General features: G+C 37.0%; 20 protein-coding genes and 1 pseudogene. 13 read left to right on the forward strand and 8 right to left on the reverse strand.

Features of this window, described 5'->3' with window-relative positions:
- Positions 1-127: 127 nt before the first annotated feature.
- Together LB449_RS12340 and pyk are read left to right on the forward strand one after the other, a co-directional pair.
- Entirely contained in the window at positions 128-610 is a 483-nt protein-coding gene (locus LB449_RS12340; protein WP_224455402.1) for an IPExxxVDY family protein, read from the forward strand.
- Positions 610-2,040 carry a pyruvate kinase gene (gene pyk / locus LB449_RS12345; RefSeq protein ID WP_224455403.1) on the forward strand — a complete coding sequence of 477 codons (1,431 nt, stop codon included), beginning with the start codon at positions 610-612 and terminating at the stop codon, positions 2,038-2,040. Before LB449_RS12340 ends, pyk begins: the two co-directional genes overlap by 1 nt.
- A gap of 242 nt (positions 2,041-2,282) precedes the next feature.
- Here pyk and rsmI read toward each other — a convergent pair whose 3' ends face one another.
- Together rsmI and LB449_RS12355 are read right to left on the reverse strand one after the other, a co-directional pair.
- Positions 2,283-2,957 carry a 16S rRNA (cytidine(1402)-2'-O)-methyltransferase gene (gene rsmI / locus LB449_RS12350; protein WP_224455404.1) on the reverse strand — a complete coding sequence of 225 codons (675 nt, stop codon included), beginning with the start codon at positions 2,955-2,957 and terminating at the stop codon, positions 2,283-2,285.
- A 2-nt stretch (positions 2,958-2,959) separates the two neighbouring features.
- Positions 2,960-3,916, reverse strand: a complete 957-nt coding sequence (locus LB449_RS12355; protein ID WP_224455405.1) for a hypothetical protein — start codon at positions 3,914-3,916, stop codon at positions 2,960-2,962.
- A gap of 100 nt (positions 3,917-4,016) precedes the next feature.
- Between LB449_RS12355 and LB449_RS12360 the strand changes: the two genes are divergently transcribed.
- Together LB449_RS12360 and alr are read left to right on the forward strand one after the other, a co-directional pair.
- A complete protein-coding gene (locus tag LB449_RS12360) occupies positions 4,017-4,655 on the forward strand; it encodes a thymidine kinase (RefSeq protein ID WP_224455407.1) in 639 nt (212 codons plus the stop codon).
- Between the two features lie 3 nt (positions 4,656-4,658).
- The gene (gene alr, locus LB449_RS12365; RefSeq protein WP_224455409.1) at positions 4,659-5,762 is read left to right on the forward strand and encodes an alanine racemase; all 1,104 of its coding nucleotides are present in this window, start codon (positions 4,659-4,661) and stop codon (positions 5,760-5,762) included.
- An 88-nt stretch (positions 5,763-5,850) separates the two neighbouring features.
- Here the strand turns inward: alr and LB449_RS12370 are convergent, their stop codons facing one another.
- Positions 5,851-6,105: a Txe/YoeB family addiction module toxin gene (locus LB449_RS12370; protein WP_224455410.1), complete on the reverse strand. Its 255-nt coding sequence runs from the start codon at positions 6,103-6,105 to the stop codon at positions 5,851-5,853.
- Positions 6,105-6,440, reverse strand: coding sequence for a type II toxin-antitoxin system Phd/YefM family antitoxin (locus LB449_RS12375; RefSeq protein WP_224455412.1), 336 nt, complete (start codon positions 6,438-6,440; stop codon positions 6,105-6,107). The genes LB449_RS12370 and LB449_RS12375 overlap by 1 nt, the downstream gene beginning before the upstream one ends.
- 52 nt (positions 6,441-6,492) lie before the next feature.
- Between LB449_RS12375 and uvrC the strand changes: the two genes are divergently transcribed.
- The 6 genes from uvrC to LB449_RS12405 all read left to right on the forward strand — a co-directional run bounded on the left by uvrC (position 6,493) and on the right by LB449_RS12405 (position 14,594).
- Entirely contained in the window at positions 6,493-8,298 is a 1,806-nt protein-coding gene (gene uvrC / locus LB449_RS12380; protein ID WP_224455413.1) for an excinuclease ABC subunit UvrC, read from the forward strand.
- A complete protein-coding gene (locus tag LB449_RS12385) occupies positions 8,288-10,531 on the forward strand; it encodes a patatin-like phospholipase family protein (RefSeq protein WP_224455415.1) in 2,244 nt (747 codons plus the stop codon). Before uvrC ends, LB449_RS12385 begins: the two co-directional genes overlap by 11 nt.
- A 104-nt stretch (positions 10,532-10,635) precedes the next feature.
- Positions 10,636-11,802: a homogentisate 1,2-dioxygenase gene (locus LB449_RS12390; RefSeq protein WP_224455417.1), complete on the forward strand. Its 1,167-nt coding sequence runs from the start codon at positions 10,636-10,638 to the stop codon at positions 11,800-11,802.
- 218 nt (positions 11,803-12,020) lie between these two features.
- Positions 12,021-13,160: a 4-hydroxyphenylpyruvate dioxygenase gene (hppD, locus tag LB449_RS12395; protein ID WP_224455418.1), complete on the forward strand. Its 1,140-nt coding sequence runs from the start codon at positions 12,021-12,023 to the stop codon at positions 13,158-13,160.
- A 144-nt stretch (positions 13,161-13,304) separates the two neighbouring features.
- The gene (locus LB449_RS12400) at positions 13,305-14,072 is read left to right on the forward strand and encodes a DUF3108 domain-containing protein (RefSeq protein WP_224455419.1); all 768 of its coding nucleotides are present in this window, start codon (positions 13,305-13,307) and stop codon (positions 14,070-14,072) included.
- A 33-nt stretch (positions 14,073-14,105) separates the two neighbouring features.
- A complete protein-coding gene (locus tag LB449_RS12405; protein ID WP_224455420.1) occupies positions 14,106-14,594 on the forward strand; it encodes a UpxY family transcription antiterminator in 489 nt (162 codons plus the stop codon).
- On the opposite strand, the gene LB449_RS12410 is transcribed toward LB449_RS12405, so the two are convergent.
- Both LB449_RS12410 and LB449_RS12415 read right to left on the reverse strand, forming a co-directional pair.
- The gene (locus LB449_RS12410) at positions 14,591-15,952 is read right to left on the reverse strand and encodes a DUF5723 family protein (RefSeq protein WP_224455421.1); all 1,362 of its coding nucleotides are present in this window, start codon (positions 15,950-15,952) and stop codon (positions 14,591-14,593) included. The two genes, LB449_RS12405 and LB449_RS12410, sit on opposite strands and share 4 nt — an antisense overlap.
- On the reverse strand, positions 15,949-16,479 hold the full coding sequence (locus LB449_RS12415) for a hypothetical protein (protein ID WP_224455423.1): 531 nt from the start codon (positions 16,477-16,479) through the stop codon (positions 15,949-15,951). Before LB449_RS12415 ends, LB449_RS12410 begins: the two co-directional genes overlap by 4 nt.
- A 586-nt stretch (positions 16,480-17,065) precedes the next feature.
- On the opposite strand from LB449_RS12415, the gene pta reads away from it, so the two are divergent.
- Complete coding sequence (gene pta, locus LB449_RS12420; protein ID WP_224455424.1) at positions 17,066-19,159, forward strand: phosphate acetyltransferase; 2,094 nt, start codon at positions 17,066-17,068, stop codon at positions 19,157-19,159.
- Positions 19,160-19,287: 128 nt separating this feature from the next.
- The gene (locus LB449_RS12425; protein ID WP_224455425.1) at positions 19,288-20,484 is read left to right on the forward strand and encodes an acetate/propionate family kinase; all 1,197 of its coding nucleotides are present in this window, start codon (positions 19,288-19,290) and stop codon (positions 20,482-20,484) included.
- 280 nt (positions 20,485-20,764) lie between these two features.
- Here LB449_RS12425 and LB449_RS12430 read toward each other — a convergent pair whose 3' ends face one another.
- Together LB449_RS12430 and LB449_RS12435 are read right to left on the reverse strand one after the other, a co-directional pair.
- Positions 20,765-21,475, reverse strand: a complete 711-nt coding sequence (locus LB449_RS12430; RefSeq protein WP_224455426.1) for a M23 family metallopeptidase — start codon at positions 21,473-21,475, stop codon at positions 20,765-20,767.
- Positions 21,476-21,817: 342 nt separating this feature from the next.
- Positions 21,818-23,785: pseudogene (locus tag LB449_RS12435) on the reverse strand (DUF2075 domain-containing protein).
- Positions 23,786-24,158: 373 nt separating this feature from the next.
- On the opposite strand from LB449_RS12435, the gene LB449_RS12440 reads away from it, so the two are divergent.
- Positions 24,159-24,522: IS110 family transposase (locus tag LB449_RS12440; protein ID WP_224455427.1), on the forward strand; the 364-nt coding region annotated here is incomplete at its 3' end.

Genomic DNA, 24,522 nt, shown 5'->3' on the forward strand with positions numbered 1-24,522 from the left:
CCACGAAAACGTTTTCTTGACGTTTAGTCCCGCATTAAGCAAGCTAAGAGTTGATGCATCTTGTTTTGTTTCATATATTTACAATTGGTTCTGTCGTAAATGAAGGCAATTTTTGTAAATTATGATCATGAAAAAAAAGAAATTCAGTTTATCTGATTTTGAAATTTGTGATTTTAAACTTATTGGCATTCATTCCCAACAAGAACCTCACAAATTGGCTTACCTTATAAATACCATTCTAAAAACAAATTTTAAAAGAATGGAACATGATCTGGATCTTAAAATAAACGGTCAGGTCGTAGGTTTTCCTGTTTTCGATTACTATAATGAGGAGTGGGACACCAAATCTCATTTAGTCTGTAATAAAGTAAGCATTGAGCAAGAATTTAAAGCAGCTGAAAATTTATTTGGTATCGACGATTTTATAAAAACAGAGTTCTTATTAAAAGACTACAAACGTGTAGATTACCTTTTAAAGATAGAGGACGAGCTTGATATTTTCAACCCTCAACTCGTCATAGATAAACTGATAAAACTGCACCAAATATCTATGATATATACTATAGATACTAGTGCATTAAAACACCCTGAACATTTAATTTTAGACTAATGAAAGCAACAAAGAAAACAAAAATAGTTTCCACACTAGGCCCTGCAACTAGCAAAAAAGAGGTCCTGAAAGATATGCTAGATGCAGGAGTAAATATTTTTAGAATCAACTTTTCACACGCCGATCACGAAGGTGTAAAAGAACGTGTAAAAATGATTCGCGATCTTAATGAAGAGTATGGCTACAATGCTGGTATTCTTGGTGATTTACAAGGTCCTAAACTACGTGTTGGGGTGATGAAAGATGAAGTGATCGTGGAACCAGGAGATGAAATTGTTTTTGCTACAGGAGAAGAGTTTGAAGGGACAAAAACACGTGTGTTCATGAACTACGATACTTTCCCACAAGATGTAAAAGCTGGTGAACGCATTTTACTTGATGATGGCAAACTGATTTTCGAAGTTATCAACACCGATCGTAAAAGTGAAGTCAAAACTAAAGTTATACAAGGTGGACCTCTAAAGTCCAGAAAAGGAGTTAATCTTCCAAATACCAATATCTCACTACCTGCATTGACAGAAAAAGATGTAGAGGATGCAATTTTTGCCTGTGAACTGCAAGTGGACTGGATCGCTTTATCTTTTGTAAGATTTGCAAGTGATCTAAAGCAACTTCAGAAGATAATTAAAAAACATAGTGCGCATAAAATTCCTATCATATCTAAAATTGAAAAACCTGAAGGGGTCAAAAATATAGATAAAATTATAGCTTATTGCGATGGAATAATGGTAGCCCGTGGAGATTTGGGTGTCGAGGTCCCTGCACACGAAGTTCCATTAATTCAAAAGCAACTGGTCCTAAAAGCAAAGCAAGCAAGAATCCCTGTCATTATCGCCACACAAATGATGGAAACAATGATTGATAGCCTAACGCCAACAAGGGCGGAGGTAAATGATGTTGCTAACTCTGTGATGGATGGTGCCGATGCTGTGATGCTATCTGGAGAAACTTCAGTGGGAAAATACCCAGTACAAGTTATCCAAAAAATGACTCAGATCTTGAAAAGTGTTGAAAATTCCCCACTTATCCGGGTTCCACATGAAGCTCCTCAAATTCAGACAAAGCGATATTTAACCAAATCGATTTGTTACCACGCTGCCTTAATGGCGAATGAAATTGACGCCAGTGCGATTTGTACATTAACCAATAGTGGTTATACAGCTTTTCAGATTTCGGCATGGAGACCAGCTTCGCATATTTTAGCTTTCACTTCCAACAAACGAATTTTAACTCAGTTGAGTTTACTATGGGGTGTACAGGCTTTTTTCTATGACAAATTCGATAGTACAGACGTCACAGTAGAAGACATCAACTCTATTGCAAAAGCTAAGAAATATGTTGAGAAAGGAGACTTTACCATCAACCTGGCAGCAATGCCAATTGAAGATAAGGGTATGGTGAACACATTAAGAGTTTCAGAGATTAATTAGTCTTAATAACATATTGGTAACAACCCTGAAAATGTTAAACTGTTTTATACAAGTTGATTTTTCAGGGTTTTTTATTCCTAAAAATTGAAGTGTTTCTAATATAAAAGACTCAACACGAGTATCTTTCTTAAGAAGTTTTTTGGCGAATGATGAATCATATCCTCTGCAAATTAAAAGAGCTCTTGTCACTGTTTTTGACTCAAGATGACAAGCAACACTTGAAGAATTTCAATCATTTAGCTTTATGAACTCTTACCCGCCAATACGATCACAAATTCTCCTTTGGGTTTTTTCTCTTCGAAATGAGCTATGACCTCGGCTAAAGTTCCACGAATCGTTTCTTCGTAGAGTTTTGAAATCTCACGGGAAATTGAGACTTGACGATCTGCTCCAAAATGCTCAACCAACTGCTGTAATGTTTTAGGAATTTTATAAGGTGACTCATAAAAAATGATGGTCCTATCTTCTTCAGCCAATGCTTTCAATCGTTTTTGTCTGCCTTTTTTGGCTGGTAAAAAGCCTTCAAAGACAAACTTATCATTCGGTAAACCACTATTCACCAGAGCAGGGACAAAAGCCGTTGCCCCAGGCAGACATTCAATCTTGATGTCCTGAGCAACACAAGCCCTAACGAGCAAGAATCCAGGATCAGAAATGCCCGGTGTGCCCGCATCGGTTATAATCGCCATTTCCCGACCGTTTTTAATTTGCTTCACCACAGAATCTGTCATTCCATGTTCATTGTGCATGTGGTAGCTTTGCATAGGCGTTTCAATGCCATAATGTTTGAGCAAAATCCCGCTAACACGTGTATCTTCAGCAAGAATAACATCAACAGATTTCAAAACCTCAACAGCTCTGTAAGTCATATCTGCAAGGTTGCCAATAGGGGTTGGTACCAAAATTAATTTTGACATACTTACTCAAATTTACGTTCTACAATCTCCATGAATCTGACTTCCGTTGCTTCTTTTCCAGTCCAGTGATTATAATCGGGTTTCACTTGGTTTTGAATAAAAGATTCAACTTCAGAAAAAGAAGACATAGTATTGAGTTGAGAAAGTACGCGGTTGTAATCGTCTGTACTCCCTCCAAATAAATGATTGGTAAAGGCAATTCTATCGTTAAGTCCTATTTTTATGCCTTTTTTTAGTTTATCATTGAGAGATCGCTTTTCGGAATGTCCAGAGTTTAGGTTGGATTGAATTTCTTCAGGATCTGGTGGCGGAGATTTTGATTCTTCTTTAGGTACTTCTGGATTTTTCTTTGGGTATTCTTGTTTTGCAGGATCGGGAGCTGACTGTTCTTCAGGTTTTGGTTCAAAATCGGGCAAATCGTCGAAATGAACTCCGTAATTATTGAAGTCATCTTCTGTTGGATAGGGTTTATTTGAAGCTGGCTTATCCTCTTCAGTCTCTGGATCTGGTGACTGTTTATTTTCTTCTGAGCTTTCCCCACCTTTTTTTGGCGGGTTTGTTTCAGAACTAAATTTTGAACTTCCAGTAAGTTTTTGGAATTCAGCTAAAAGCAAATCTACTTGTTCAGATTCTGCAGGCATTTGTGAAACAATGTCCTTTATTTTTTCCGTATTGGGTTCTGAAATAGGATCAGGATTGTAATCCATTCCATCAGGTGACTTGTAATGACCGCTTTCTTCGTCAATATCGCTAAATTGCTGTTCAAAAGCTTCTTTAAATTCAGTTTTAGAAACTTCAGACTTCAGACCACCAAAATGTAATTCAGCAAAAGCCAAAATGCTCAACTTCTCATAGAGAATACCAGTTTCTTTTTTCAACTTATGAATGTCTGCTCTATTCTTTAATTTTAGAATTCGCTCTGCCAGACTTATCAGCTCATCCTCTAAAACTCTCTTCATAACATTTGTGATTTTCTTTTTTAAAGGCCCTATATTTTTTGCTAATTTTAGCCTTGATTATTTGTAGTGAAAACTATTTATTAACGCCCTAAATTACAAAATGTTTCTCGAAAACACTGTTAATCATAAAGAGCAATTTGGCTGGATCGAAGTGATCTGCGGAAGTATGTTTTCTGGAAAAACGGAAGAATTGATCCGAAGGCTCAAACGCGCCAAATTTGCAAAACAAAAAGTAGAAATCTTTAAACCTCAAATAGATAGAAGATACCACGATGAAGAAGTGGTTTCTCACGACGAAAATTCCATTCGCTCCACACCGGTTCCTGCAGCTGCCAACATCAGGCTGCTTGCAGACAGTTGCGATGTGGTAGGTATTGATGAAGCTCAATTTTTTGACGATGAAATCATTTCGGTTTGCAATGACTTGGCCAACAGAGGCGTGAGGGTGATTGTTGCCGGATTGGATATGGATTTTAAAGGAAATCCCTTTGGGCCTATGCCCAATTTGATGGCTACTGCAGAATATGTGACAAAAGTCCATGCCGTTTGTACTCGAACTGGGAATCTAGCGCAGTACAGTTTCAGAAAATCCACCAAAGAGGACCTGGTTTTATTGGGTGAAACCGATGAGTACGAACCATTGAGCAGAGCAGCTTACTTCAAAGCTATGCTGAAGGAGAAAATAAAGCATATCGACGTTAAAGATCCTGAAGAATTGACCCAACAAAAAAAAAGCTGAATAATGTCCAAAGTTCTAGAAACCCGTCTGGAAATTGTCCTCAAGGCTTTGGAATACAATTTCAATTTGCTGAAAAGCAATCTGAGTCCGAATACCAAAATGATGGGAGTTGTGAAAGCTTTCGCTTATGGAACAGATTCTATTATCATCGGAAAACATTTGGTTAAGCTGGGAGCAGAACATTTGGCAGTTGCCTACATTGAGGAAGGTGTTCGATTAAGAGAAGCTGGTGTTCAGGTGCCTATTTTGGTATTCTACCCTCAACTCGAGAAAATTCACAATTTAATCGATTATCAACTTACGCCAAGTGTTTATACCCATCGCTTTTTGGAAGGACTATGCAAAGAATTACCTCATCATGAAGTAAATGAGATCGGAATTCATTTGAAAATCAACACAGGATTGAATCGGCTAGGATTTGAGTTAACTGAATTGGATTCAATCTTGAAGCATTTAGAGTTAGAGCCTAAAATTAAAGTTGCTGGAGTTTTTTCACACCTGGCGGCTTCAGGAAATAAAAATGAAGTTGAATTTACCAAAGCTCAGATTGCTAAATTTACGGAAGCAAAAACCTTTTTTGAATCTCATTTAGATTATGATTTCCTTTGTCACATTTGTAATTCTAGTGGGATTCTGAATTTTCCCGAAGCTGAATTTGACATGGTACGTGCCGGAATCGCTTTATACGGTTATGGAAATAATCCGACTGAACACAAACTATTAAAAGCGGTAGCCAGCTTGAAAACTGTGATCGCCCAATTAAGAACCATCCAGAAAGGTGATAGCGTGGGTTACGAACGTAAATTCAAAGCTGAACACACCACCAAAATCGCTACACTGCCTCTTGGCTACGCCGATGGAATTTCCAGAATTTTTGGAAATGGCAAAGCCCAAATTCTGGTCAATGGGAAAAAAGCACCGATTATAGGCAACGTTTGTATGGATACCTTGATGGTAGACGTGACAGGCATCGATTGTGAAGAAGGTGATGAAGTGGAGGTTTTTGGAAAAAATAACACAGTAATTGACTTTGACATTGAGCAACAAACTATTCCCTACGAAGTGATTACCAGAATTTCTCAACGAGTGACGAGGGTGCTGGTTTAAAATTTCAAATCTATTATTACAGATTTTCTTCTCTTATATGCTAATGGCTTATATAGCACATCAAATTATTACGTCTGTCTAAAGTATTCTAACAATGATATCGACATGCTGCAATATATAATTTATCATTTTCATATTTGTATACCAGTCGATGTTCTGAAGTGATACGTCTGGACCAATAACCGTGTAAGACTCCTTTTAAAGCTTCTGGCTTTCCAATTCCATCAAAAGAAGTTCGCATGCAACTTTTGATAAGTTCATTTATGCGTTTAGCTATTTTCTTGTCAACTTTTTGCCAGTACAAATAATCCTCACATGATTTAGTCGACCAAGTAATACTCATTACTCAATTAGTTCTTCTTGAGTACCCTTACCTTCTTCAAGTTCCTTATTAGAATCGAGTAAAATATCTCTGTTCTTCCCAGTCAGCAAATAGGTTGTTTCTTTAAGAGAATTATATTCGTCTAAAGAAATCAAAACTAAATCCTTTCCGTTTTTTCTTTTGATAACGACATCACTCACGTCATCAATGACTTTGTCAAACCAATGCTTAAGGTTTGATCTAAAGTTTGTGTAATTTACTATTTCCATAGAATAAATATAAACAAAAGTACTTATACCTGTACTTTCAATTTCATAATGGAGGTTATTCAAATTCGAAACATGTTTCATCTTCATAAACCTTCTCTTACTTCAAGCATATCGTTTAACTTTGTAGTGAGATCAATTTATGGAAACCACAGAACTAGATATACAAGTCAAAACCCTTCCGGAACAACCTGGAGTCTATCAATATTACGACAAAGACGACAGGATTTTATACGTTGGTAAGGCCAAAAATTTAAAGAAAAGGGTTTCCTCGTACTTCAACAGAGAGCACGACAGTCATCGCATTGGAGTAATGGTCAAGAAAATCAAAAACATCAAGCACATCGTTGTGGATTCTGAGATGGATGCCTTGTTGCTGGAAAATAACCTCATTAAAAAACTGCAGCCTCGCTTCAACATTATGTTGAGGGATGACAAGACGTATCCTTGGCTTTGCATTAAGAACGAACGGTTCCCCAGGGTTTTTCTTACCCGCCAAGTCATAAAAGACGGGAGTGAATATTATGGACCTTATCCAAGTATACGTACCGTAAAAACGCTTATGGGCTTAATAAAGGGTCTTTATCAACTCAGAACCTGCAATTACGATTTATCGAAAACTAAAATTGAACAAGGTAAATATAAAGTTTGCCTGGAATACCACCTTGGCAATTGCAAAGGGCCTTGCGAAGATCTTCAGGACCAAGAAGAATATCTTAAACAAATTGAAGCGATCCGGAACATCGTAAAAGGAAACTTGAAGGATTCTCTAAAAGACTTCAGAGACCAAATGAACAATTTGGCTGAAGAAATGAGATTTGAGGAAGCTGAAAAAGTAAAACGTAAAATCACTACTCTGGAAAAGTATCAGTCTAAATCTACAGTAGTCAATCCAAAAATAAGCAATGTAGATGTCTTTTCTGTCGTGAGTGATGAAGGTTATGGATATGTCAATTTTATGCAATTATCACATGGTGCCATCATACGTTCGCACACCATCGAAATGAAAAAGAAACTGGATGAAAGCGATTCGGAGTTATTAGAACTGGGGATCACAGAAATAAGACAACGCTTTGAGTCGAAATCTCCAGAGATTTATGTGCCTTTTGCAGTGGAAGCTGGAGAAAACGTGAGAGTTACCGTTCCAAAACTCGGAGATAAAAAAGCCATTGTGGACCTTTCTACACGAAACGCTAAATATTTCCGTATGGAGCGCTTCAAGCAAATGAAAATTGTAGATCCTGACCGGCATACCAATCGTCTCATGGCACAAATGAAAGAAGACTTGCGACTGAATGAAGAGCCTAGACATATTGAATGTTTTGACAATTCTAATATACAGGGCTCCAACCCGGTTGCGGCATGTGTGGTTTTCAAAAACGGTAAACCCAGTAAGAAAGACTATAGAAAATTCAATATCAAAACTGTGGAAGGTCCCGATGATTTTGCCTCCATGGAAGAAGTCGTTTATAGACGCTACAGACGTTTGCTGGAAGAAGATGAACCCTTACCGCAACTCGTCATTGTAGACGGGGGAAAAGGACAATTGTCCTCTGGCGTTACAGCTTTGGAACGCCTTGGCTTAAGAAGTAAGGTGCCAATTATTGGCATTGCCAAAAGGTTTGAAGAACTGTTTTATCCAGGCGATCAGTACCCTTTGTATCTTGATAAAAAGACAGAAACTTTGAAGATCATTCAACAGTTGAGAAACGAAGCTCACAGGTTTGGCATCACATTTCACAGAAATAAAAGGAGTAAAAGTGCAATTGGTACAGAACTGGAACAAATTGCAGGAATTGGAGAAAAAACCTCTATAGAATTGCTTCAGCATTTCAGATCTATAACAAAAGTAAAAAAAGCGAGTTTAAAAGAACTAGAAGATGTTATTGGAATCTCCAAAGCTAACCTTGTTTATAAATTTTACCACAACGATCAAAATGAAACTTAACTTTTTACTACTGCTTTTCCCTGTATTCGTTTGGAGTCAAAATTTGGATCTAAACAGACTTGACAGTCTTCAAAAATCTGGGAAAGATATCAAAGTGGGTTTGGTGTTAAGTGGTGGTGGTGCAAAGGGACTCGCTCATATAGGGGTATTAAAAATCATTGAGGAAGCAGGTATTAAGATTGATTATATTGGCGGAACAAGTATGGGTGCTATTGTTGGGGGTCTTTATGCATCAGGATACACTACGCAGCAGTTGGACTCAATTTTTAAAGAGACTGAATTTAGCGCTTTAATTCAGGATAATTTACCTCGAAAATCTAAAAGTTTTAATGAAAGAAATGACTCAGAACGTTATGTACTCAAACTTCCTTTTGACGATTTCAAAATTAATTTACCGTCAGGATTGTCCAAAGGGCAAAATATTTATAACCTCTATGCTCAGCTTTTATCTCACGTAAAACGAGACGATTTTTCTCAGCTTCCTATTCCCTTTTTATGCGTAGCCACCAATGTAGAGACTGGAGAACAAGTCGTCATGGAACAAGGTGATCTTGCAACTTCACTCTCTGCCAGTGGTGCTATTCCAACATTGTTTAGTCCTGTTTATATCGATGGCTCGATGCTAACAGACGGTGGTGTACTCAACAATTTCCCTGTGGAGGAAGTTCGAGCTAAAGGGATGGATATCATTATAGGAGTAGATGTCCAGGACGATTTAAGAAAAAGAGAGAATTTAAAAAGTGGATTTGAGATTTTGGCTCAGGTAAATAATTTCAGAACGATTAGAGCCGCTGAAGAAAAAAGCCTGAAAACTGATATATATATCAAACCGGATATCAAAAAATTTACTGTGCTATCTTTTGATGAGGGTGAAAAAATAATTGAGAATGGAGAAATCGCAGCAACAGAAAAGTTTGAGTCCCTCAAAAATGTCGCTAAAGCACAAAACAGAAAAACTTACCGTCCCTCCATAAACGTAAAGGATAGTATTTCTATTGGCAATATTGACATCATAGGTAATGAAACGTTTCCAAGAAATTATATACGGGGGAAACTAAAAATTGAGTCTTTTCAAGAAACTAGTTTCAAGGAATTGAATGCAGGTCTCAACAATTTGTCCGCTACAGGAAGCTTCGAAAAAATTAATTATTCACTCACCGAGAATAATGGCTACAAAGACCTAACTTTAAAAATATACGAGAGTAATCAGAATACTCAATTGAAATTTGGTGTTCATTATGATCAGCTTTACAAGACAAGTTTTTTGGCTAATCTGACGCAGAAGAGCTTATTTTTCACCAACGATGTTGCTTCCCTGGATTTGATTATTGGGGATAATCTTAGATATAATTTTAACTACTATATAGATAAAGGCCGTTACTGGAGTATTGGAGTCTCCTCAAGATTCAATCAATTTGAAGATGATGTCAATTTTGAATTTATACAACAGAATGTAGGTTCTCAGAATCCTCTGAATTTGAATCAGGTGAGATTAAAAAATGATGACTTTACCAATCAGATTTTTGCTGAAACCTTTCTTACCAAGGATTTTAAATTTGGAATAGGCGCTGAATATAAGTTCCTGGAGGCCAAGACTGAAACATTTATAGAAGACCCTGTAATGAACGGAGCAGAAACCATTATTGAAAAAAATAACCTGTTCAGCACCTATGGATATTTAAAAGTAGATACTATGGATGATAAGTTTTATCCTCGCTCTGGCCATTTCTTTTCTGGACAGTTAAACATTTATTTCCCGCTTTTTGACGATTATTCTGAATTTGCCATTGCCAAAGGAGAAGCTGCTTACGCCCACCCAATTTCTAACAGGCTATCTGCTTTTATCAGCTCAGAATTGGGATTTAGAACAGGAAATGAAGACCTGGCTGGGCTTAATTTTTTCTTAGGCGGGTTTGGAAATCAAACTATCAATAATTTCTCCCATTTTTTGGGTTACGATTTTTTTACGCTTTCAGCAAACTCCTACATTAAAGGAGTATTGCAACTCGATTATAATTTCTACAAAAAAAACCACCTCATTTTTACCGCCAATTATGCCAACGTTGAAGACGATTTACTCTCCAATGGAAACTGGCTCAGCACACCCGATTTTTCTGGCTACGGAGTTGGCTTAGGTTCGCAAACTATCCTTGGGCCTATTGATCTAAAGTATTCTTATTCACCAGAAACCAAGGATAGCATTTGGTTTATAAGTATTGGATATTGGTTTTGATGTGAGTTTTAAAATTCAACTTGCTATAACAATTGTTTAGATAATTATTCTAAGTTTTTCAGTTTACATCTATTTTCACGATATTTGATTAAATCGTAAAAATTATGCCTTTCTACCACAAACTTGGTAAGATCCCACATAAAAGACACACCATCTTTAAAAAACCCGACGGTTCTCTTTATCGTGAGCAGCTGTTTGGAACCATTGGGTTTGACGGTATGTCAACCAATAGTTATCACGAACATCATCCCACCCAGGTCAAAGAAATTCTTGGACATAAAGATGTTACCCCAAAAATTGCAGTGAATACAAATCTAAAATCCTACAAATTTCACGGATTCAAAACCATACCTCAACCCGATTATCTAGACAGTAGAACTACCGTTTTGCATAACTCAGATGTAAGCATCATTCTGGCCGCACCGACGGAGTCGTCCAAAGATTACTTCTACAAAAATGCGGATGCAGATGAATTGCTTTTCATCCACAAAGGGAAAGGGAAATTGAGAACGCATCTGGGTAATCTGGATTTTAAATACGGAGACTATTTGCTCATCCCGAGAGGAGTTATCTATAAAATTGATTTTGAAACTGAAGATAATCGCTTGTTTATAGTTGAGTCTCGAAGGCCTATCTACACACCAAAGCGCTACAGAAATCATTTTGGACAATTGCTAGAGCATGCTCCTTATTGTGAACGGGATTTGAGGCAACCTTATGAGCTAGAAACCAATGATGAAAAGGGTGACTTTTTAATCAAAGTGAAAAAAGAAAATCAGTTGTTTGATATGGTGTATGCCACACATCCCTTTGATGTGGTGGGTTATGACGGCTACAACTACCCGTACGCGTTCTCCATCCATGATTTTGAACCAATTACTGGTAGAATTCACCAGCCACCTCCTGTGCATCAAACTTTTGAGACCGATGCTTTTGTGGTATGTTCGTTCTGTCCGAGATTATTTGATTATCATCCGGAAAGCATTCCTGCGCCCTACAATCATAGCAATATAGATAGTGACGAGGTGTTATATTATGTCGACGGTGATTTTATGAGCAGAAATGATATTGAAGCAGGACATATTTCCTTGCATCCGGCAGGGATTCCTCACGGACCTCATCCTGGTGCAGTAGAACGAAGTATTGGTCAAACGAAAACGGAAGAACTTGCGGTTATGGTCGATACCTTCAAGCCTTTGAAAATAACAGAGGAAGGTATGGCCATTGCTGATGATAGCTATCATAAATCCTGGCTAGAGGACAACCACTAGCGAGTAAGCCCGCGTTAGGGATTGTCGTGGAAAGCTTTCTTCATCTAGTGATGGAAGTCTTGCTGGACTTGGCGACTATAAGAAGCCAAAGGACAGCAGTAGATTTGCAAAACTAGATGAAGAAACTTGTAACAAAAGCCCGACCCCCAACGCCGATAGTTATCGGGATTGGGGGTAACACCCAGAAAAATAAATATTGAATTAAAAACAAAAACACTATGAGTACAGATACCACCAGCCAAAAACTAAAAAAAGTAAATGCAGATGCAGAGGATTTTCTGCCGATTTTAGGAACTGATTTTGTTGAGCTTTATGTCGGAAATGCCAAACAAGCTGCTTATTATTATCAGACCGCCTGGGGGTTTCAACCCATCGCCTACTCAGGCTTGGAAACTGGCAAAAAAGACACCACGTCTTATGTATTGCAACAAGGAAAAATACGCTTGGTACTCACTAGCCCACTGAGCCAGGGCGGTGACCTGAACCGGCATATCAGCGAGCATGGTGATGGAGTAAAATTTGTCTCGCTTTGGGTGGATGATGCGACCAAAAGTTTTGAAGAAACCGTAAAACGCGGTGCCAAACCTTATGCTGAACCTTACACGATTGAAGATGATAACGGTAAAGCTGTGATTTCTGGAATTCATACTTACGGCGAAACCATTCACTTATTTATTGAGCGAAAAGATTACGCCGGACCCTTTTTGCCGGGTTACAAAGCTATATCGAAACCCTACAAAACTGAAGATGTTGGACTAAAATACATCGACCATATGGTAGGAAATGTAGGCTGGAATGAAATGAACAAATGGGTAGATTTCTACGCTGATGTCATGGGTTTTGCGCAACTGCTTTCGTTTGATGATAAAGATATTTCTACGGAATATACAGCGCTCATGAGTAAAGTGATGAGCAACGGAAATGGCCGCATTAAATTTCCTATCAACGAACCAGCTGAAGGGAAAAAGAAATCTCAGATTGAAGAATACATCGATTTTTACAATGGCGCGGGAGTTCAACACATTGCTGTAGCTACAGATAATATTATTGAAACCGTTAGTGAATTGCAACGCAGAGGTGTTGAATTTCTGAATATCCCTGAAACCTATTACGATACCGTTCTGGATCGTGTTGGAGAAATCGATGAAGATTTGGCTCCTCTTAAAGAGCTTGGTATCCTCATAGACAGCGATGATGAAGGCTATTTGCTTCAAATTTTTACTAAACCTGTTCTGGACAGACCTACCATGTTTTTTGAGATTATACAAAGAAAAGGAGCGCAATCTTTTGGAAAGGGCAACTTCAAAGCGCTATTTGAAGCCATTGAACGAGAGCAAAATTTAAGAGGAACACTTTAAAAATAATTTTGAACTTACAATCACAAAGAACTTTAGTCATGCGCTAAAACTGTTATATTTTGACAAAACTTTTATTATAAAATCCTCATAAAATAAAGGCATGTTAATTGATAATATTGACATTTGAACAAACGTTATGTATTCATGAAACTTATCCTCAGCCTTTTATTTTGCTTTTCAACCTTTACAGGGTTTACTCAATCTGCATTTGAAGAAGGGGAACTGCTCAATTTCAGAATCAAATACGGTTGGTTCAATACCAGCAAGGCTAGCCTTGAAATCAAAAAAGCTAAACTAGATAATGAAGATGTCTTTCATATCATTGGTAATGGGAAAAGCGTAGGTTTGTTGGACTTATTCTTCAAAGTGAGAGATCGTTATGAGACGTATATCACAACCCAGGAAGGTGAACCACTAAAGTTCATAAGAGATATTAATGAGGGGGGGCACAAGAAACACAAAGAATTGTTTTTCAACCACAAGAACAACCGAGTGAAAGTCGTTGACTTCAAGCACAGTACTACAAATTCTTTTGACATAAAACCTAAAACACAAGATATGATTTCTGCGTTTTATAAACTCAGAAACACTATAAACACAGATGATCTGAAAATCGGTCAAGAATTTTACCTTAATATGTTCTTTGATGATGAGAACTATGATTTTAAAACAAAATTTTTAGGTTATGAAACTCTGGAAACTAAATTTGGGTATGTTGCTTGTCTGAAATTTAGACCTTACGTTATGGCAGACCGTGTTTTCGAAGAAAGTGAAAGCCTTACCTTTTGGATAACGGCAGATCAAAATAAAATACCTATAAAGATTGAGGCAGAACTGGCCGTCGGTTCTCTTGTAGCTGAGCTGGATGAGTTCAAAGGACTAAAATATCCTTTTAGAACCGTTAGGGATTGATGAAATCTATAATATATGGATAATTAGTTTTTTATGGTATCTCCTCCGAAAGCACAATCACATTGGTTCGTATTATACACCAAACCAAGGTCCGAAAAAAAACTTGCGGAGCAGCTTCTCGACGATGGTATTCAGACTTACTGCCCTTCTCAGGTTGAGATTAAACAGTGGAGTGATCGAAAAAAGAAAGTGGAGACTCCCCTATTACCTTCGATGATCTTGGTTAATATCAAAGACGGGGAAAGAGATAGGGTTTTTAATAGAAAACATGCCGTTCGGTATCTGTATTGGCTTGGCAAACCCGCCAGAGTTACTTCTGAAGAAGTGGAAAGCCTCAGATCTATGATAGAAGATAGCCAATTTGAGAGTCGAGGCCTGCAAAAACTGAAACCTGGAGAGAAGCTGGATATGACAGCTTTAGGTTTTGAACACATCCAAGGTACGGTAAAGTTTGTGAACGCTCAGGAATGCTGGATTGTTTTAGAAAATTTAGGATATGTAGTTAAGTTCAGGAAAAGTTAAAATTTTAAGTTGAGACCAAATTGGTATGTCAGGGCTTCCGCATTATAGATATTACTAAATTGATTGAGCCGATCTACATTCACGAAGAGATTGATTTTCCAGACATCCAGAGCTAATCCAGCTCCGTAATTTGGCTTGTTGAATTGATCCAAACCTAAACTTACTTTAGCATAAACTGTTTTCCAAAAACTTCTTTCATACATCCCTGTGATGCTGTAAAAAAAATTACCAGCACTTACCATGCTAAACCCATGCAAACTCAAAGTTTGATTACCAGCGCGCTTTCCGCGTGAGTTGACTCTGCACTCGCACCAACTGCCTTCACCACCAAAATTGTAGCTCAGGCCTGCATTTAGTTTAGTAGGTTGAACGTAAGTATATGGATCTGCTGTAGTTTCAGTTGGAAGATCTTGTTCAATGTCATCTCCAAGATTCTGATAATAGGAGATAAGGTCGTCACCAGCTGCAAAATTTGGAAATTGTATCCCTAAGCCTTCGTACTCAAAAAAACCTCGAGATACATCTCTCCTTGTGTTTTTATTGAATCTAATAAAACCCAAATCCAGAATACTTCCTGTGAATTCCCATCGGTCATCAAAAAAATAAGATAAACCAAAGTCCAATCCTAAACCGAAATTAGACCCGATAAGAATGTTTCCTGTTGACAATTGATCTGCATCTTCAAGGCCCGTACTATCAAACCTTAAATTCAGGTTACTAATGCTTTGTTCGAGCAGAATTCCACTTCCTGATTCCCTGGAATTAAACTGTCCAGAATTTCTTACAGATCTTATGTTGACACTGGACGAATAAAGCTTTACTCTAGCACCAAGGTGTAAATCTTCATTGACTTGCTCATTGATGCCAAAGTGAAAAACACTTTGCACATTGGCTCTAAAATTGATCTGTCCAATATCATAACTCCTATTCTGTCCTGCATTTCCAAAATAAGCCAGTTCAATGAGGTCTTTGGGAAAATTGGAAACTCCATCACTTTCCTGATAAACTCCTGCCGTGAAGTAACGATCTCCATTGCTCCAGCCTACATTAATAAGATCAAGCTTTTGATTGAACGCCACAAAATCCTTGGGTGAAATCCTATTGATTGCCAGAGCAACATTCGCATTGAAATCATTGTTATTAAAAAAATTATCTACATTCAGAATCGTATTTCCGGCAGAGGCATAAATATTAGACAGCCCTGGAACCCCAACATGAAAATCTGTTTTTTCGTAAGCAACCCCAGGATTTAGCATTAAGGATTGTGGATTGTGAGTTTGGTTGTAAAGCAAATGCTTATTTTGACTCCATAGAGAATTTGAAAGAACCCATAGAGCAATAACAAAAATATACCTCATTCTCCTGAAAATAAATAGCCTCCTTCCACAATACATTCTAGCTGCATAGTTCCAGAATTGTTCGCAGTTGAGGGTTGTGTTACAAAAAACTCGGCTCTCACGCTTGAGGTAATAATTTCTATTTCTTCGGTGTTGAGATCGACAGAAAACTCTTTAAGAGTTGGATTCCCTGTTGATCCTGCTGGAATTGGCTCTGTCACTCTAAACGTTTCTAAGTCATTATTGTCAAAGAAAATAAAATCTAGATTTTGTGTTTGGTCAATACTGTTTTCTGCTAAAACTGTAAACCTTAGTCTCTCCAAATAATCAGCATTGAACTCTTCGTTCAAAAAATCTACATCAATAAAATCTCTGAGTTTATTTTGACCAGTATTAGAATCATTTCCGGTGTTGATTGATCCCGCTGAATACTGAGTTTGAAAGACATTGGTTTCAAAAGAAGGTCTGGCTTCAAACTCATCTGTATCTAAAGGTCTATCATCCGTACAGCTTAAAAAAAATAAACAAATTATAACGAGATACTTCATAGTATTTAAACAAATCAAATTAGGGCTACCCTAGGTGGCAATTGACAAACGACGGCGAATAAACAAAAATTGTAGCAATACAGATATAAAATAATCGCTTTTTCACAAATCGCTTTAACAATGGTTTGATTAATTTACGAAATATATCCTATTACGGTTCAATACATTAAACACTTTTTTGGGCGTCCCCCCTGCCTAAAACTGGCAGAGGTCGGGCTGTTTGCTACAAGTCAGTTCAGAAAAGCCAAAAAAATATAGGCTTAGCAAGAGCTTCCGTTGGTCGCTTTGCCAGGCCTCATTTTTTAAAAAGCTTTACTTCCTGAGCTTTTCTCTTCTATCCCTCACGCTTAACTTATTAGCATAATGTTGAACTTTAGCCTGACTAAAAGAGACAACTTGTATAACACCTCTCTTCCTCTTTAAGTGTATAGGAAGTTAACTTTTTCAGTAATTCTTCTCCCTAAAATCAAATGTAAGCTGATCGATATCATTAAAATTTAATCGTCTCTTATGATAAAAATGAACATTAAAAAGGACCTTTGCACTTTATACGTTTTATGTCGTAATTTTCAAAAATTCAATATTAATGAACAAAGGTATTTACATAGCTACTAGCGAACCCAATAGTGGAAAGTCTATTGTGGCTTTGGGTTTGATGAGAATGTTGCTCACTAAAACTGCTAAAGTTGGCTATTTCAGACCCATTATAGATAACAATACAGAAGGGAATAAAGACAATCATATTAATACCATTTTGTCACATTTCAATTTAAAAATTCAACACGACGAAGCTTATGCCCTTACGCGTTCAGAATTTATAAGCAAGCGAAATGCCAATAAAGACGGAGAAATACTGGACATTATTATTGAAAAGTATAAAGCCTTAGAAGATCGAAATGATTTTATGCTCGTTGAGGGCACTGACTTTTCTGGGGAAGGCACTGCGATTGAATTGGATGCCAATATATTAATCGCTCAAAACTTAGGCTTACCTACCATAATTGTTTCCAGCGGTATTGGTAAAAGTTTAGATGAGTTTATCAACGGATTAAATTTAGCTTACGATTCCTTTGATGAAAAAGGAGTGAAAGTTTCGGCCGTCATTGCCAATAAAGTTCAAAAAGAAAATATAGAAAAAATCATTAATGGCGTTGAGAAAAAACTACCCAAGAATGTGGTTGTCAATGCTATTCCATTAATTCCAAATTTAAAAAATCCAACACTTAGAGAAATTGTAAAATCTGTGGATGCCAAAGTTTTGTTTGGCGAGGAGTTTTTAAACAATCAAAGCAGCAGTTTTACCGTTGGTGCTATGCAATTGAGGAATTACTTAACTCACCTGGAAGAAGATTGTCTAGTCATTACTCCAGGAGATCGGGCAGATATCATTCTGGGAGCCCTTCAAGCCAACATTTCCAGCAAATACCCAAAAATTTCAGGAATCGTTCTTTCTGGAGGATTAATTCCCGAAGAGCCTATCATAAAGCTCATCGAAGGTTTACAGTCCATCATCCCAATTCTTTCAGTTGAGGAAAATACCTTTGAAGTTGCCAATAAAATTGGAGACATGAGATCTCATATGTACGCCGATAATGAAGCGAAGATCCTTTTATCCTTAAATACTTTTGACGAATACTGCGATGTTGATAGACTTTCAGATAAACTCATCACCTTCAAACATAAGGGAATGACCCCAAGAATGTTTCAGTATAATTTATTGAAACGCGCTAAAACTCAGCGTAAACACATCGTACTTCCTGAAGGTAGCGATGATAGAATAATTACAGCTGCTTCACGATTAGCCATGATGGATTTTGTAGACTTAACCCTTTTGGGACATAAAGATAAAATCGAAGAAGCTGCTGCAAGATTGAGTGTTAAACTGGATTTTGATGCGATCAATATCATCAATCCTTTAGACTCAGACCATATTCAGGATTTTGCCGGAACTCTTTATGAGGAGAGAAAGCATAAAGGGATGACCATAGACATCGCTGAAGATTTGATACGAGATGTCTCCTATTTTGGAACCATGATGGTTTATAAAGGTCTGGCTGACGGCATGGTTTCTGGAGCAGCACATACCACACAACACACTATAAAACCTGCTCTACAGTTCATAAAGATGAAACCTGATGTTTCTGTAGTATCCTCAGTATTTTTTATGTGTTTGGAAAACAGGGTTTCTGTGTTTGGCGATTGTGCCATCAATCCTAACCCCAATGCCGAGCAATTGGCAGAAATCGCCATATCATCGGCAGAATCTAGCAAAGCCTTTGGAATAGAACCAAGAATTGCTATGCTATCTTACTCCTCTGGTGCTTCTGGAAAAGGAGCTGATGTGGATAAAGTGAGAGCAGCCACAGAAATTGTAAAACAAAAACGACCTGACTTAAATATTGAAGGTCCCATTCAGTATGATGCCGCTGTAGATCTGGCCATTGGACAAAGCAAACTACCTGATTCTAAAGTCGCCGGGCAAGCTACAGTTTTGATTTTTCCAGATTTAAATACAGGAAATAACACTTATAAAGCCGTACAACGGGAAACTGGAGCAATTGCCATTGGACCCATGTTACAAGGGCTTAACAAACCTGTTAACGATTTGAGCCGAGGATGTACAATTGACGATATTTTTAACACCGTTATCATCACCGCTATACAAGCACAAGGTCTTTAATTATGAAATGAGCATAAACTTTTTTGAACATGCTATGGCAACATGATCAATATAAGTTGATGTGAATTCCTGAAAGTGTAGAGGTTTTAGTTTTCTACATTTTCAGAAAACAACAAAATTTTAAACAGATGAAAATTTTAGTCATCAATTCCGGAAGTTCTACCATAAAGTATCAATTGATAGAAATGCCAAACCAGGCTGTTATTGCTAAAGGTCTGATTGAACGCATTGGCTCCAAAGAAGCCAAAATCACCTTTCAAAAAGGTGATTTCAAAACGCATAAGGTTTTGGATATTCCAGACCACCAAACAGGCTTGGCCCAAATCAATCAGCTTTTAATGGATGATCAAATTGGTGTGATTGCCAATAAAGACGATATTGAAGTTGTTGGCCACAGAGTAGTACACGGTGGAAAATCGTTTTCTAAAACTGCAAAGGTGACCCAAAATGTAAAGGAAGCAATAAAAAGCTTATCAGCTTTAGCTCCACTACACAATCCACATAATTTAAAAGGCATTGAAGTTGCCGAAAACGTCTTTACCAAAGCCCAGCAAGTAGTTGTTTTTGATACGGCATTTTTTCAGTCTATGCCTCAAAAAGCTTATCAATATGCCATCCCTAAACATTTAATGGAAGAACATGACATCCGAGCTTATGGTTTTCATGGGACCAGCCATAAATATGTTTCTGAAAAAGCCAAAACCTTTTTGGAAGCCAAAAATGGTTCTGCTTCCAAGTTGATCACGATACATTTAGGAAACGGTTGCAGCATAACAGCTCTAAAAGACGGACTCGCTATAGACCATTCCTTAGGTTTTGGACCAGCAAACGGGCTCATTATGGGAACTCGTGCCGGAGACATCGACCAGTCGGTTATTTTTTACCTCATCAATCAGTTAGGCTATTCTGCAGATGAAGTCAATGAACTGTTGCTTAAAGAAAGTGGCATGTTGGGCTTAACCGGTCATAATGATATGCGGGATATTCAGAAAAAAGCTGAAGAAGGAGATAAAAATTGTCAATTGGCTTTAGACATGAACGCTTACCGCATCAAAAAGTACATTGGAGCTTATGCTGCAGCACTCAACGGTCTCGACGCGATTGTCTTTACAGCTGGAATCGGCGAAAATAGCGCCTTGCTTCGTGAACTTGTTTGTAAAGACATGGATGTTTTGGGCTTGGAGTTAGACACTACTAAAAATGGAAAACATAGTGCTGAAATTAATGAAATAAGTACCGCCCACTCCAAAGCCAAAATTTTAGTCATTCCCACCAATGAAGAGCTGGAAATTGCAAAACAGGCTTTTGAAATTACGTCCAAGTAAAATTTAGAATCGATAGGTTTCGCTGACTGTCTTTTAATTTAAATCATTGAGATACCAATTTCATCACTCAATCGACATGATTATTTATTGATATGAAATCAAATTTAAAAGGCGGAGTTTTCTAATGATTTGAAGTTTTAGGATGTAAACTCGATAAAACCTAATTCTGATAATTCAATCCAGTTAGAAAACTTCCAAGTGCAAAATCGAGAAAGACGAGGATGATTAAGACCTGAACATATAGAGATTCAATTTTTCTCTTGGGCTTCCTGAAAGGATTTCAATAACCTCTAGAATACGCTTCCTTTTCAAGCAGATATTCCTTTTGAGTTCCATCTCCAGTCCTAAATTTTGTTTCTAAGGTTTCTCTTGCAAATAATTTTTGTTTAAACACGACTAAATGCAAATGAGGGCCAGAACTCCATCCCACGTTTCCGCTAAAGCCAATATGTTGCCCCTTGGAAATCTCATCGCCAACCTCAACTACAGAACCGTTTTGTTTAATATGGGTGTATTCTGCAAAGGTGCCGTCTGGGTGATATATAATTATTTTGTTGTTGTATTTTTTACATTCTTCTTGTGCGCAGTTTTTACTATTTTTCTCAACGACTTCAGTAACAATACCTTCTCTTATTGCCATAATTTTGGTTCCAATAGGCATGATTATATCCAGAGCATTTTGATTTTGATGAGAAAATGTACCATTGTAACCCTGATTTACTCTAAATTCATTTGAAGTTTTGAAAGGTAAATTATAACTATAATCTTCATCATATTCGTCTTTATGATGATTACCATAACTCCTCAAATATCTATAATTAAAATTATAAGCTAACCTTGTATTAGATATTGTGATTTTTGTTAGTTGTTGTCTTTTACTTCTTGGATCTATCACGTAAACCTGAAGATTTCCACCATCAACTTCCATATTATTTAATTTGAAATCAATTTTTACACTCACATGGCAAAACTCATCATTGTCTGTAAGCATTAAATATTAATATGGTATTTGAAAGCCAAAATGCTTTAACAAATCAATGACTTACTGAGTAACCGAAAAATGTTTTTGGATCCGATTCAGTCATAGAGCCAATAAAAACAATTAATGATATTATTCCTGCAATAAGGAAAAGAGTTTTTTTGTCATATTATTTTTTCTTAATATTTATTGTGAATTTTTTTTACAATGAATGGCAACGGTCGCGGCTATACGTAGTGCATTATTTCAAAGCACTTGACTTTCCGTTTAGCAGTTTGTTTATTTGATGTAATTGCTTTCATATTATCACTTTAGCCCGCATTACGTATAGCCAATGTTGTGTTTTCGTACTTTTTATTCAATTTCTTTTATTCCGATTTCTTTCAAATATTCGAATGTCTGATCGTAAAATTTCTTGGGTCGAGTTTGATCAATTTCACTGCTTTTAGGAATGTATAATACCATACCTTGTCTAGCTCGGGTAAGAAGCACTCGATAAGTGTTTTTCAAATATTCTTTATCTAACTCTTTGTTTATGTTTTGCCATTTAGTCCCTTTGAAACTCTAGTATTTCCAAGACTTACTATTCATATAAAAATTGCCTCCCCATGCCACACAAGCCCAATCAATTTCAAGACCTTGAATATCAAACTCTGTCGCTACTTCTTCCAAAAAATAAGAAGAACGGATATCTTGACTATTGTTTAAAAACCAATTAGGTGCAGATATTTCATTTTTGACATCAATGCCAATTGGTCTAAGTCTTCTGGCACCTGATGAACTAATCAATCCTATTCGTTCACTACCTTTCGCTTGTTGGCGTAACCAACTTTTTGCCTTTTCTAGTTCTCTAGTCAAAACGATTGGATATGAGTCTTTTATTTCTGAATAAATCTGCTTGGAGTTGTCTATGTTGACATTTAATAACTCATGAATAAAGTTTGACAATTTTTCAGATCTAAAAGATCTCACTGAAACTGCAAGATGTAAATCAGGTTCACTAATTCCGTTGTTAACTAGCCATTGTTTGGACTCTTGGGATTTTAAATAATTATCACTATCTAAAATTGAGTTTGAATAGTGTACATTCCAATCTGCAAAATGATTTTGTAAAGAATTTATCCATTCTTCCAAGCCTGCTTCACCTGTATTAATTTCCTGGCCTCCTCCAATTAAACAGACAATAGTGCACCAATCAAAATGGCGGTTCATAACCTCAATTAAAAATTCAGGTTCTGACATGTTAAAATCATCTATTCCTTTTTTTCTTCGCATAAAGGAACTTGCTTGTTCTTTTGTCCAAGCCCTTTGTGCTTCGTCAAAAACTACAACTTTCTCGATTGGTGCTTTGTCTGAAAGTAAGTTGTCGTCTCGAAAGTGGTGGATGTTTTGAATGAAAGCGTTTGCTTTAATAGCAGCTTGTTTCTTAGTGATTTTATTTCCGTTTTGCTTTGCTGTAAAATATTCATCTCTGGTGAGCGCTTCTCTAAGTACATCAACTAAAGGTCCATTTCCTGATAAAAAAACAGCATGTTCATCTTCGTCTGCTTTCATTCTTTCAACGGCTATATTCAACCCTGCTAAGGTTTTGCCTGCTCCTGGTACTCCGGTTACAAAACAAATTGATTTTATTTTTTCTCGTTTAGACTTCTCTATAGTTGTGTTAATACTATTTGCCGTTTTTGAAAGATTTATGGCTCCTGAGTCAGATCGTGTGATTTCCAGCACATTATGTCCTTTGTATAAGGCTTGTGCTGCTTCTACTATTGTCGGAGTAGGTTTGTAAATAGACTTTTCCCAATATTCTATATCAATTGGTATATTATCGCTATTAACGAAAATTTGAATAGTGTCAGAAAGATTGTCTTTGTTGGTTTTTGCAGCCGTCTTATAAATTAATATATCACTGCTTGTTTGATTTATAATTGACGCATTAGTAGCTACTAAAATAGGTATGAGTTTTGTATGATGACTGCCTTCGTGAAAATTTTTAAGGTCAATTGTATAGTCAATCACTTGTTCAATGGCGTGTTTTTCATATCCACCTTCACCTACTTTGAATTCAACAACAAAAATTACATCATTAACTATTATGATATTGTCTACTCGCTTACCCATTCTGGGAATGGCAAATTCAAAATATATTTTCCCCTTTAAGTCCTTGAGCTGATTCTTGAGTACCTCAATCTGCTTTCTCCAAGCATTTATTTGTAATTCTTCAAGAGTTCGATTGCTATGATTAGCAGTTAATTCACCTAAAATGCTCGAATCATTGTCAAGTAAAAATTTTTGTATGCTATTCGAGTAATAGGATCTTTTCATTGATGATTTTCTTTTTTCACTGCTGTTCTAGTATGAAACACAACGTTGTTGTGTATGGACCGTTGCGTGTTAAAGCACGAACCATTCCAAGTACAAATCTACGTGAAAATTCCGCAGGGATTTTCCAGATGAGCACAGACCCAGCAATGGTTTATACACGGCTTAAGTTTGATTCTCTTTAAATTGTGATATAAATCAGAAAGAACAAAAGAGAGGATTAAGGTTACTATACACGGTGAAGCCTAGACTTCGTCAACATTGATAATTCCCTTTCTTTTTACTATCTCAACCACGCTTAAGTTATGTGAGACTTTGGATTTCGTTTTTAAGTTGTTGTGAGTAAGGTAGTATGCTCTTTCATAAATCAGTTCTTATGAATAAATATAAAGAAACTTATGGAGTTGACATTAGTAAAGATGTATTTGATGTTTATGGCAGCCTTAGCGGTCACCATCAGTTTAACAATGATGAGTCTGGGTTTAAAAAGTTCTTTAAAGGATTGCCAGAGAACTCATTAGTAGCCATGGAGGCAACAGGTTACTATCATTACAGACTCGCACAGTTTCTTTACAAAAATGCAGTAGCAGTATCCGTTATCAATCCCTTGTCGATCAAGCGGTTTATCCAGATGAAACTGGCCAAGGTAAAGACAGACAAAAGTGATGCAAAGGCGATCTGTGAGTATGCTCAGAACAATGCGGTTCCCCTCTACAATGCACTTACTGAAGTACAGAGTG

Origin of the sequence: Psychroflexus lacisalsi, from assembly GCF_020164495.1 — a bacterium.
Taxonomy (GTDB): Bacteria; Bacteroidota; Bacteroidia; order Flavobacteriales; family Flavobacteriaceae; genus Psychroflexus; species Psychroflexus lacisalsi.

What these genes read in the sequence shown, in the direction of transcription:
- LB449_RS12340 (WP_224455402.1), top strand. Translation starts at nt 128, where the DNA reads ATGAAAAAAAAGAAATTCAGTTTATCTGATTTTGAAATTTGTGATTTT.
- pyk (WP_224455403.1), top strand. Translation starts at nt 610, where the DNA reads ATGAAAGCAACAAAGAAAACAAAAATAGTTTCCACACTAGGCCCTGCA.
- rsmI (WP_224455404.1), bottom strand. Translation starts at nt 2,957, where the DNA reads ATGTCAAAATTAATTTTGGTACCAACCCCTATTGGCAACCTTGCAGAT.
- LB449_RS12355 (WP_224455405.1), bottom strand. Translation starts at nt 3,916, where the DNA reads ATGAAGAGAGTTTTAGAGGATGAGCTGATAAGTCTGGCAGAGCGAATT.
- LB449_RS12360 (WP_224455407.1), top strand. Translation starts at nt 4,017, where the DNA reads ATGTTTCTCGAAAACACTGTTAATCATAAAGAGCAATTTGGCTGGATC.
- alr (WP_224455409.1), top strand. Translation starts at nt 4,659, where the DNA reads ATGTCCAAAGTTCTAGAAACCCGTCTGGAAATTGTCCTCAAGGCTTTG.
- LB449_RS12370 (WP_224455410.1), bottom strand. Translation starts at nt 6,105, where the DNA reads ATGAGTATTACTTGGTCGACTAAATCATGTGAGGATTATTTGTACTGG.
- LB449_RS12375 (WP_224455412.1), bottom strand. Translation starts at nt 6,440, where the DNA reads ATGAAGATGAAACATGTTTCGAATTTGAATAACCTCCATTATGAAATT.
- uvrC (WP_224455413.1), top strand. Translation starts at nt 6,493, where the DNA reads ATGGAAACCACAGAACTAGATATACAAGTCAAAACCCTTCCGGAACAA.
- LB449_RS12385 (WP_224455415.1), top strand. Translation starts at nt 8,288, where the DNA reads ATGAAACTTAACTTTTTACTACTGCTTTTCCCTGTATTCGTTTGGAGT.
- LB449_RS12390 (WP_224455417.1), top strand. Translation starts at nt 10,636, where the DNA reads ATGCCTTTCTACCACAAACTTGGTAAGATCCCACATAAAAGACACACC.
- hppD (WP_224455418.1), top strand. Translation starts at nt 12,021, where the DNA reads ATGAGTACAGATACCACCAGCCAAAAACTAAAAAAAGTAAATGCAGAT.
- LB449_RS12400 (WP_224455419.1), top strand. Translation starts at nt 13,305, where the DNA reads ATGAAACTTATCCTCAGCCTTTTATTTTGCTTTTCAACCTTTACAGGG.
- LB449_RS12405 (WP_224455420.1), top strand. Translation starts at nt 14,106, where the DNA reads ATGGTATCTCCTCCGAAAGCACAATCACATTGGTTCGTATTATACACC.
- LB449_RS12410 (WP_224455421.1), bottom strand. Translation starts at nt 15,952, where the DNA reads ATGAGGTATATTTTTGTTATTGCTCTATGGGTTCTTTCAAATTCTCTA.
- LB449_RS12415 (WP_224455423.1), bottom strand. Translation starts at nt 16,479, where the DNA reads ATGAAGTATCTCGTTATAATTTGTTTATTTTTTTTAAGCTGTACGGAT.
- pta (WP_224455424.1), top strand. Translation starts at nt 17,066, where the DNA reads ATGAACAAAGGTATTTACATAGCTACTAGCGAACCCAATAGTGGAAAG.
- LB449_RS12425 (WP_224455425.1), top strand. Translation starts at nt 19,288, where the DNA reads ATGAAAATTTTAGTCATCAATTCCGGAAGTTCTACCATAAAGTATCAA.
- LB449_RS12430 (WP_224455426.1), bottom strand. Translation starts at nt 21,475, where the DNA reads ATGCTTACAGACAATGATGAGTTTTGCCATGTGAGTGTAAAAATTGAT.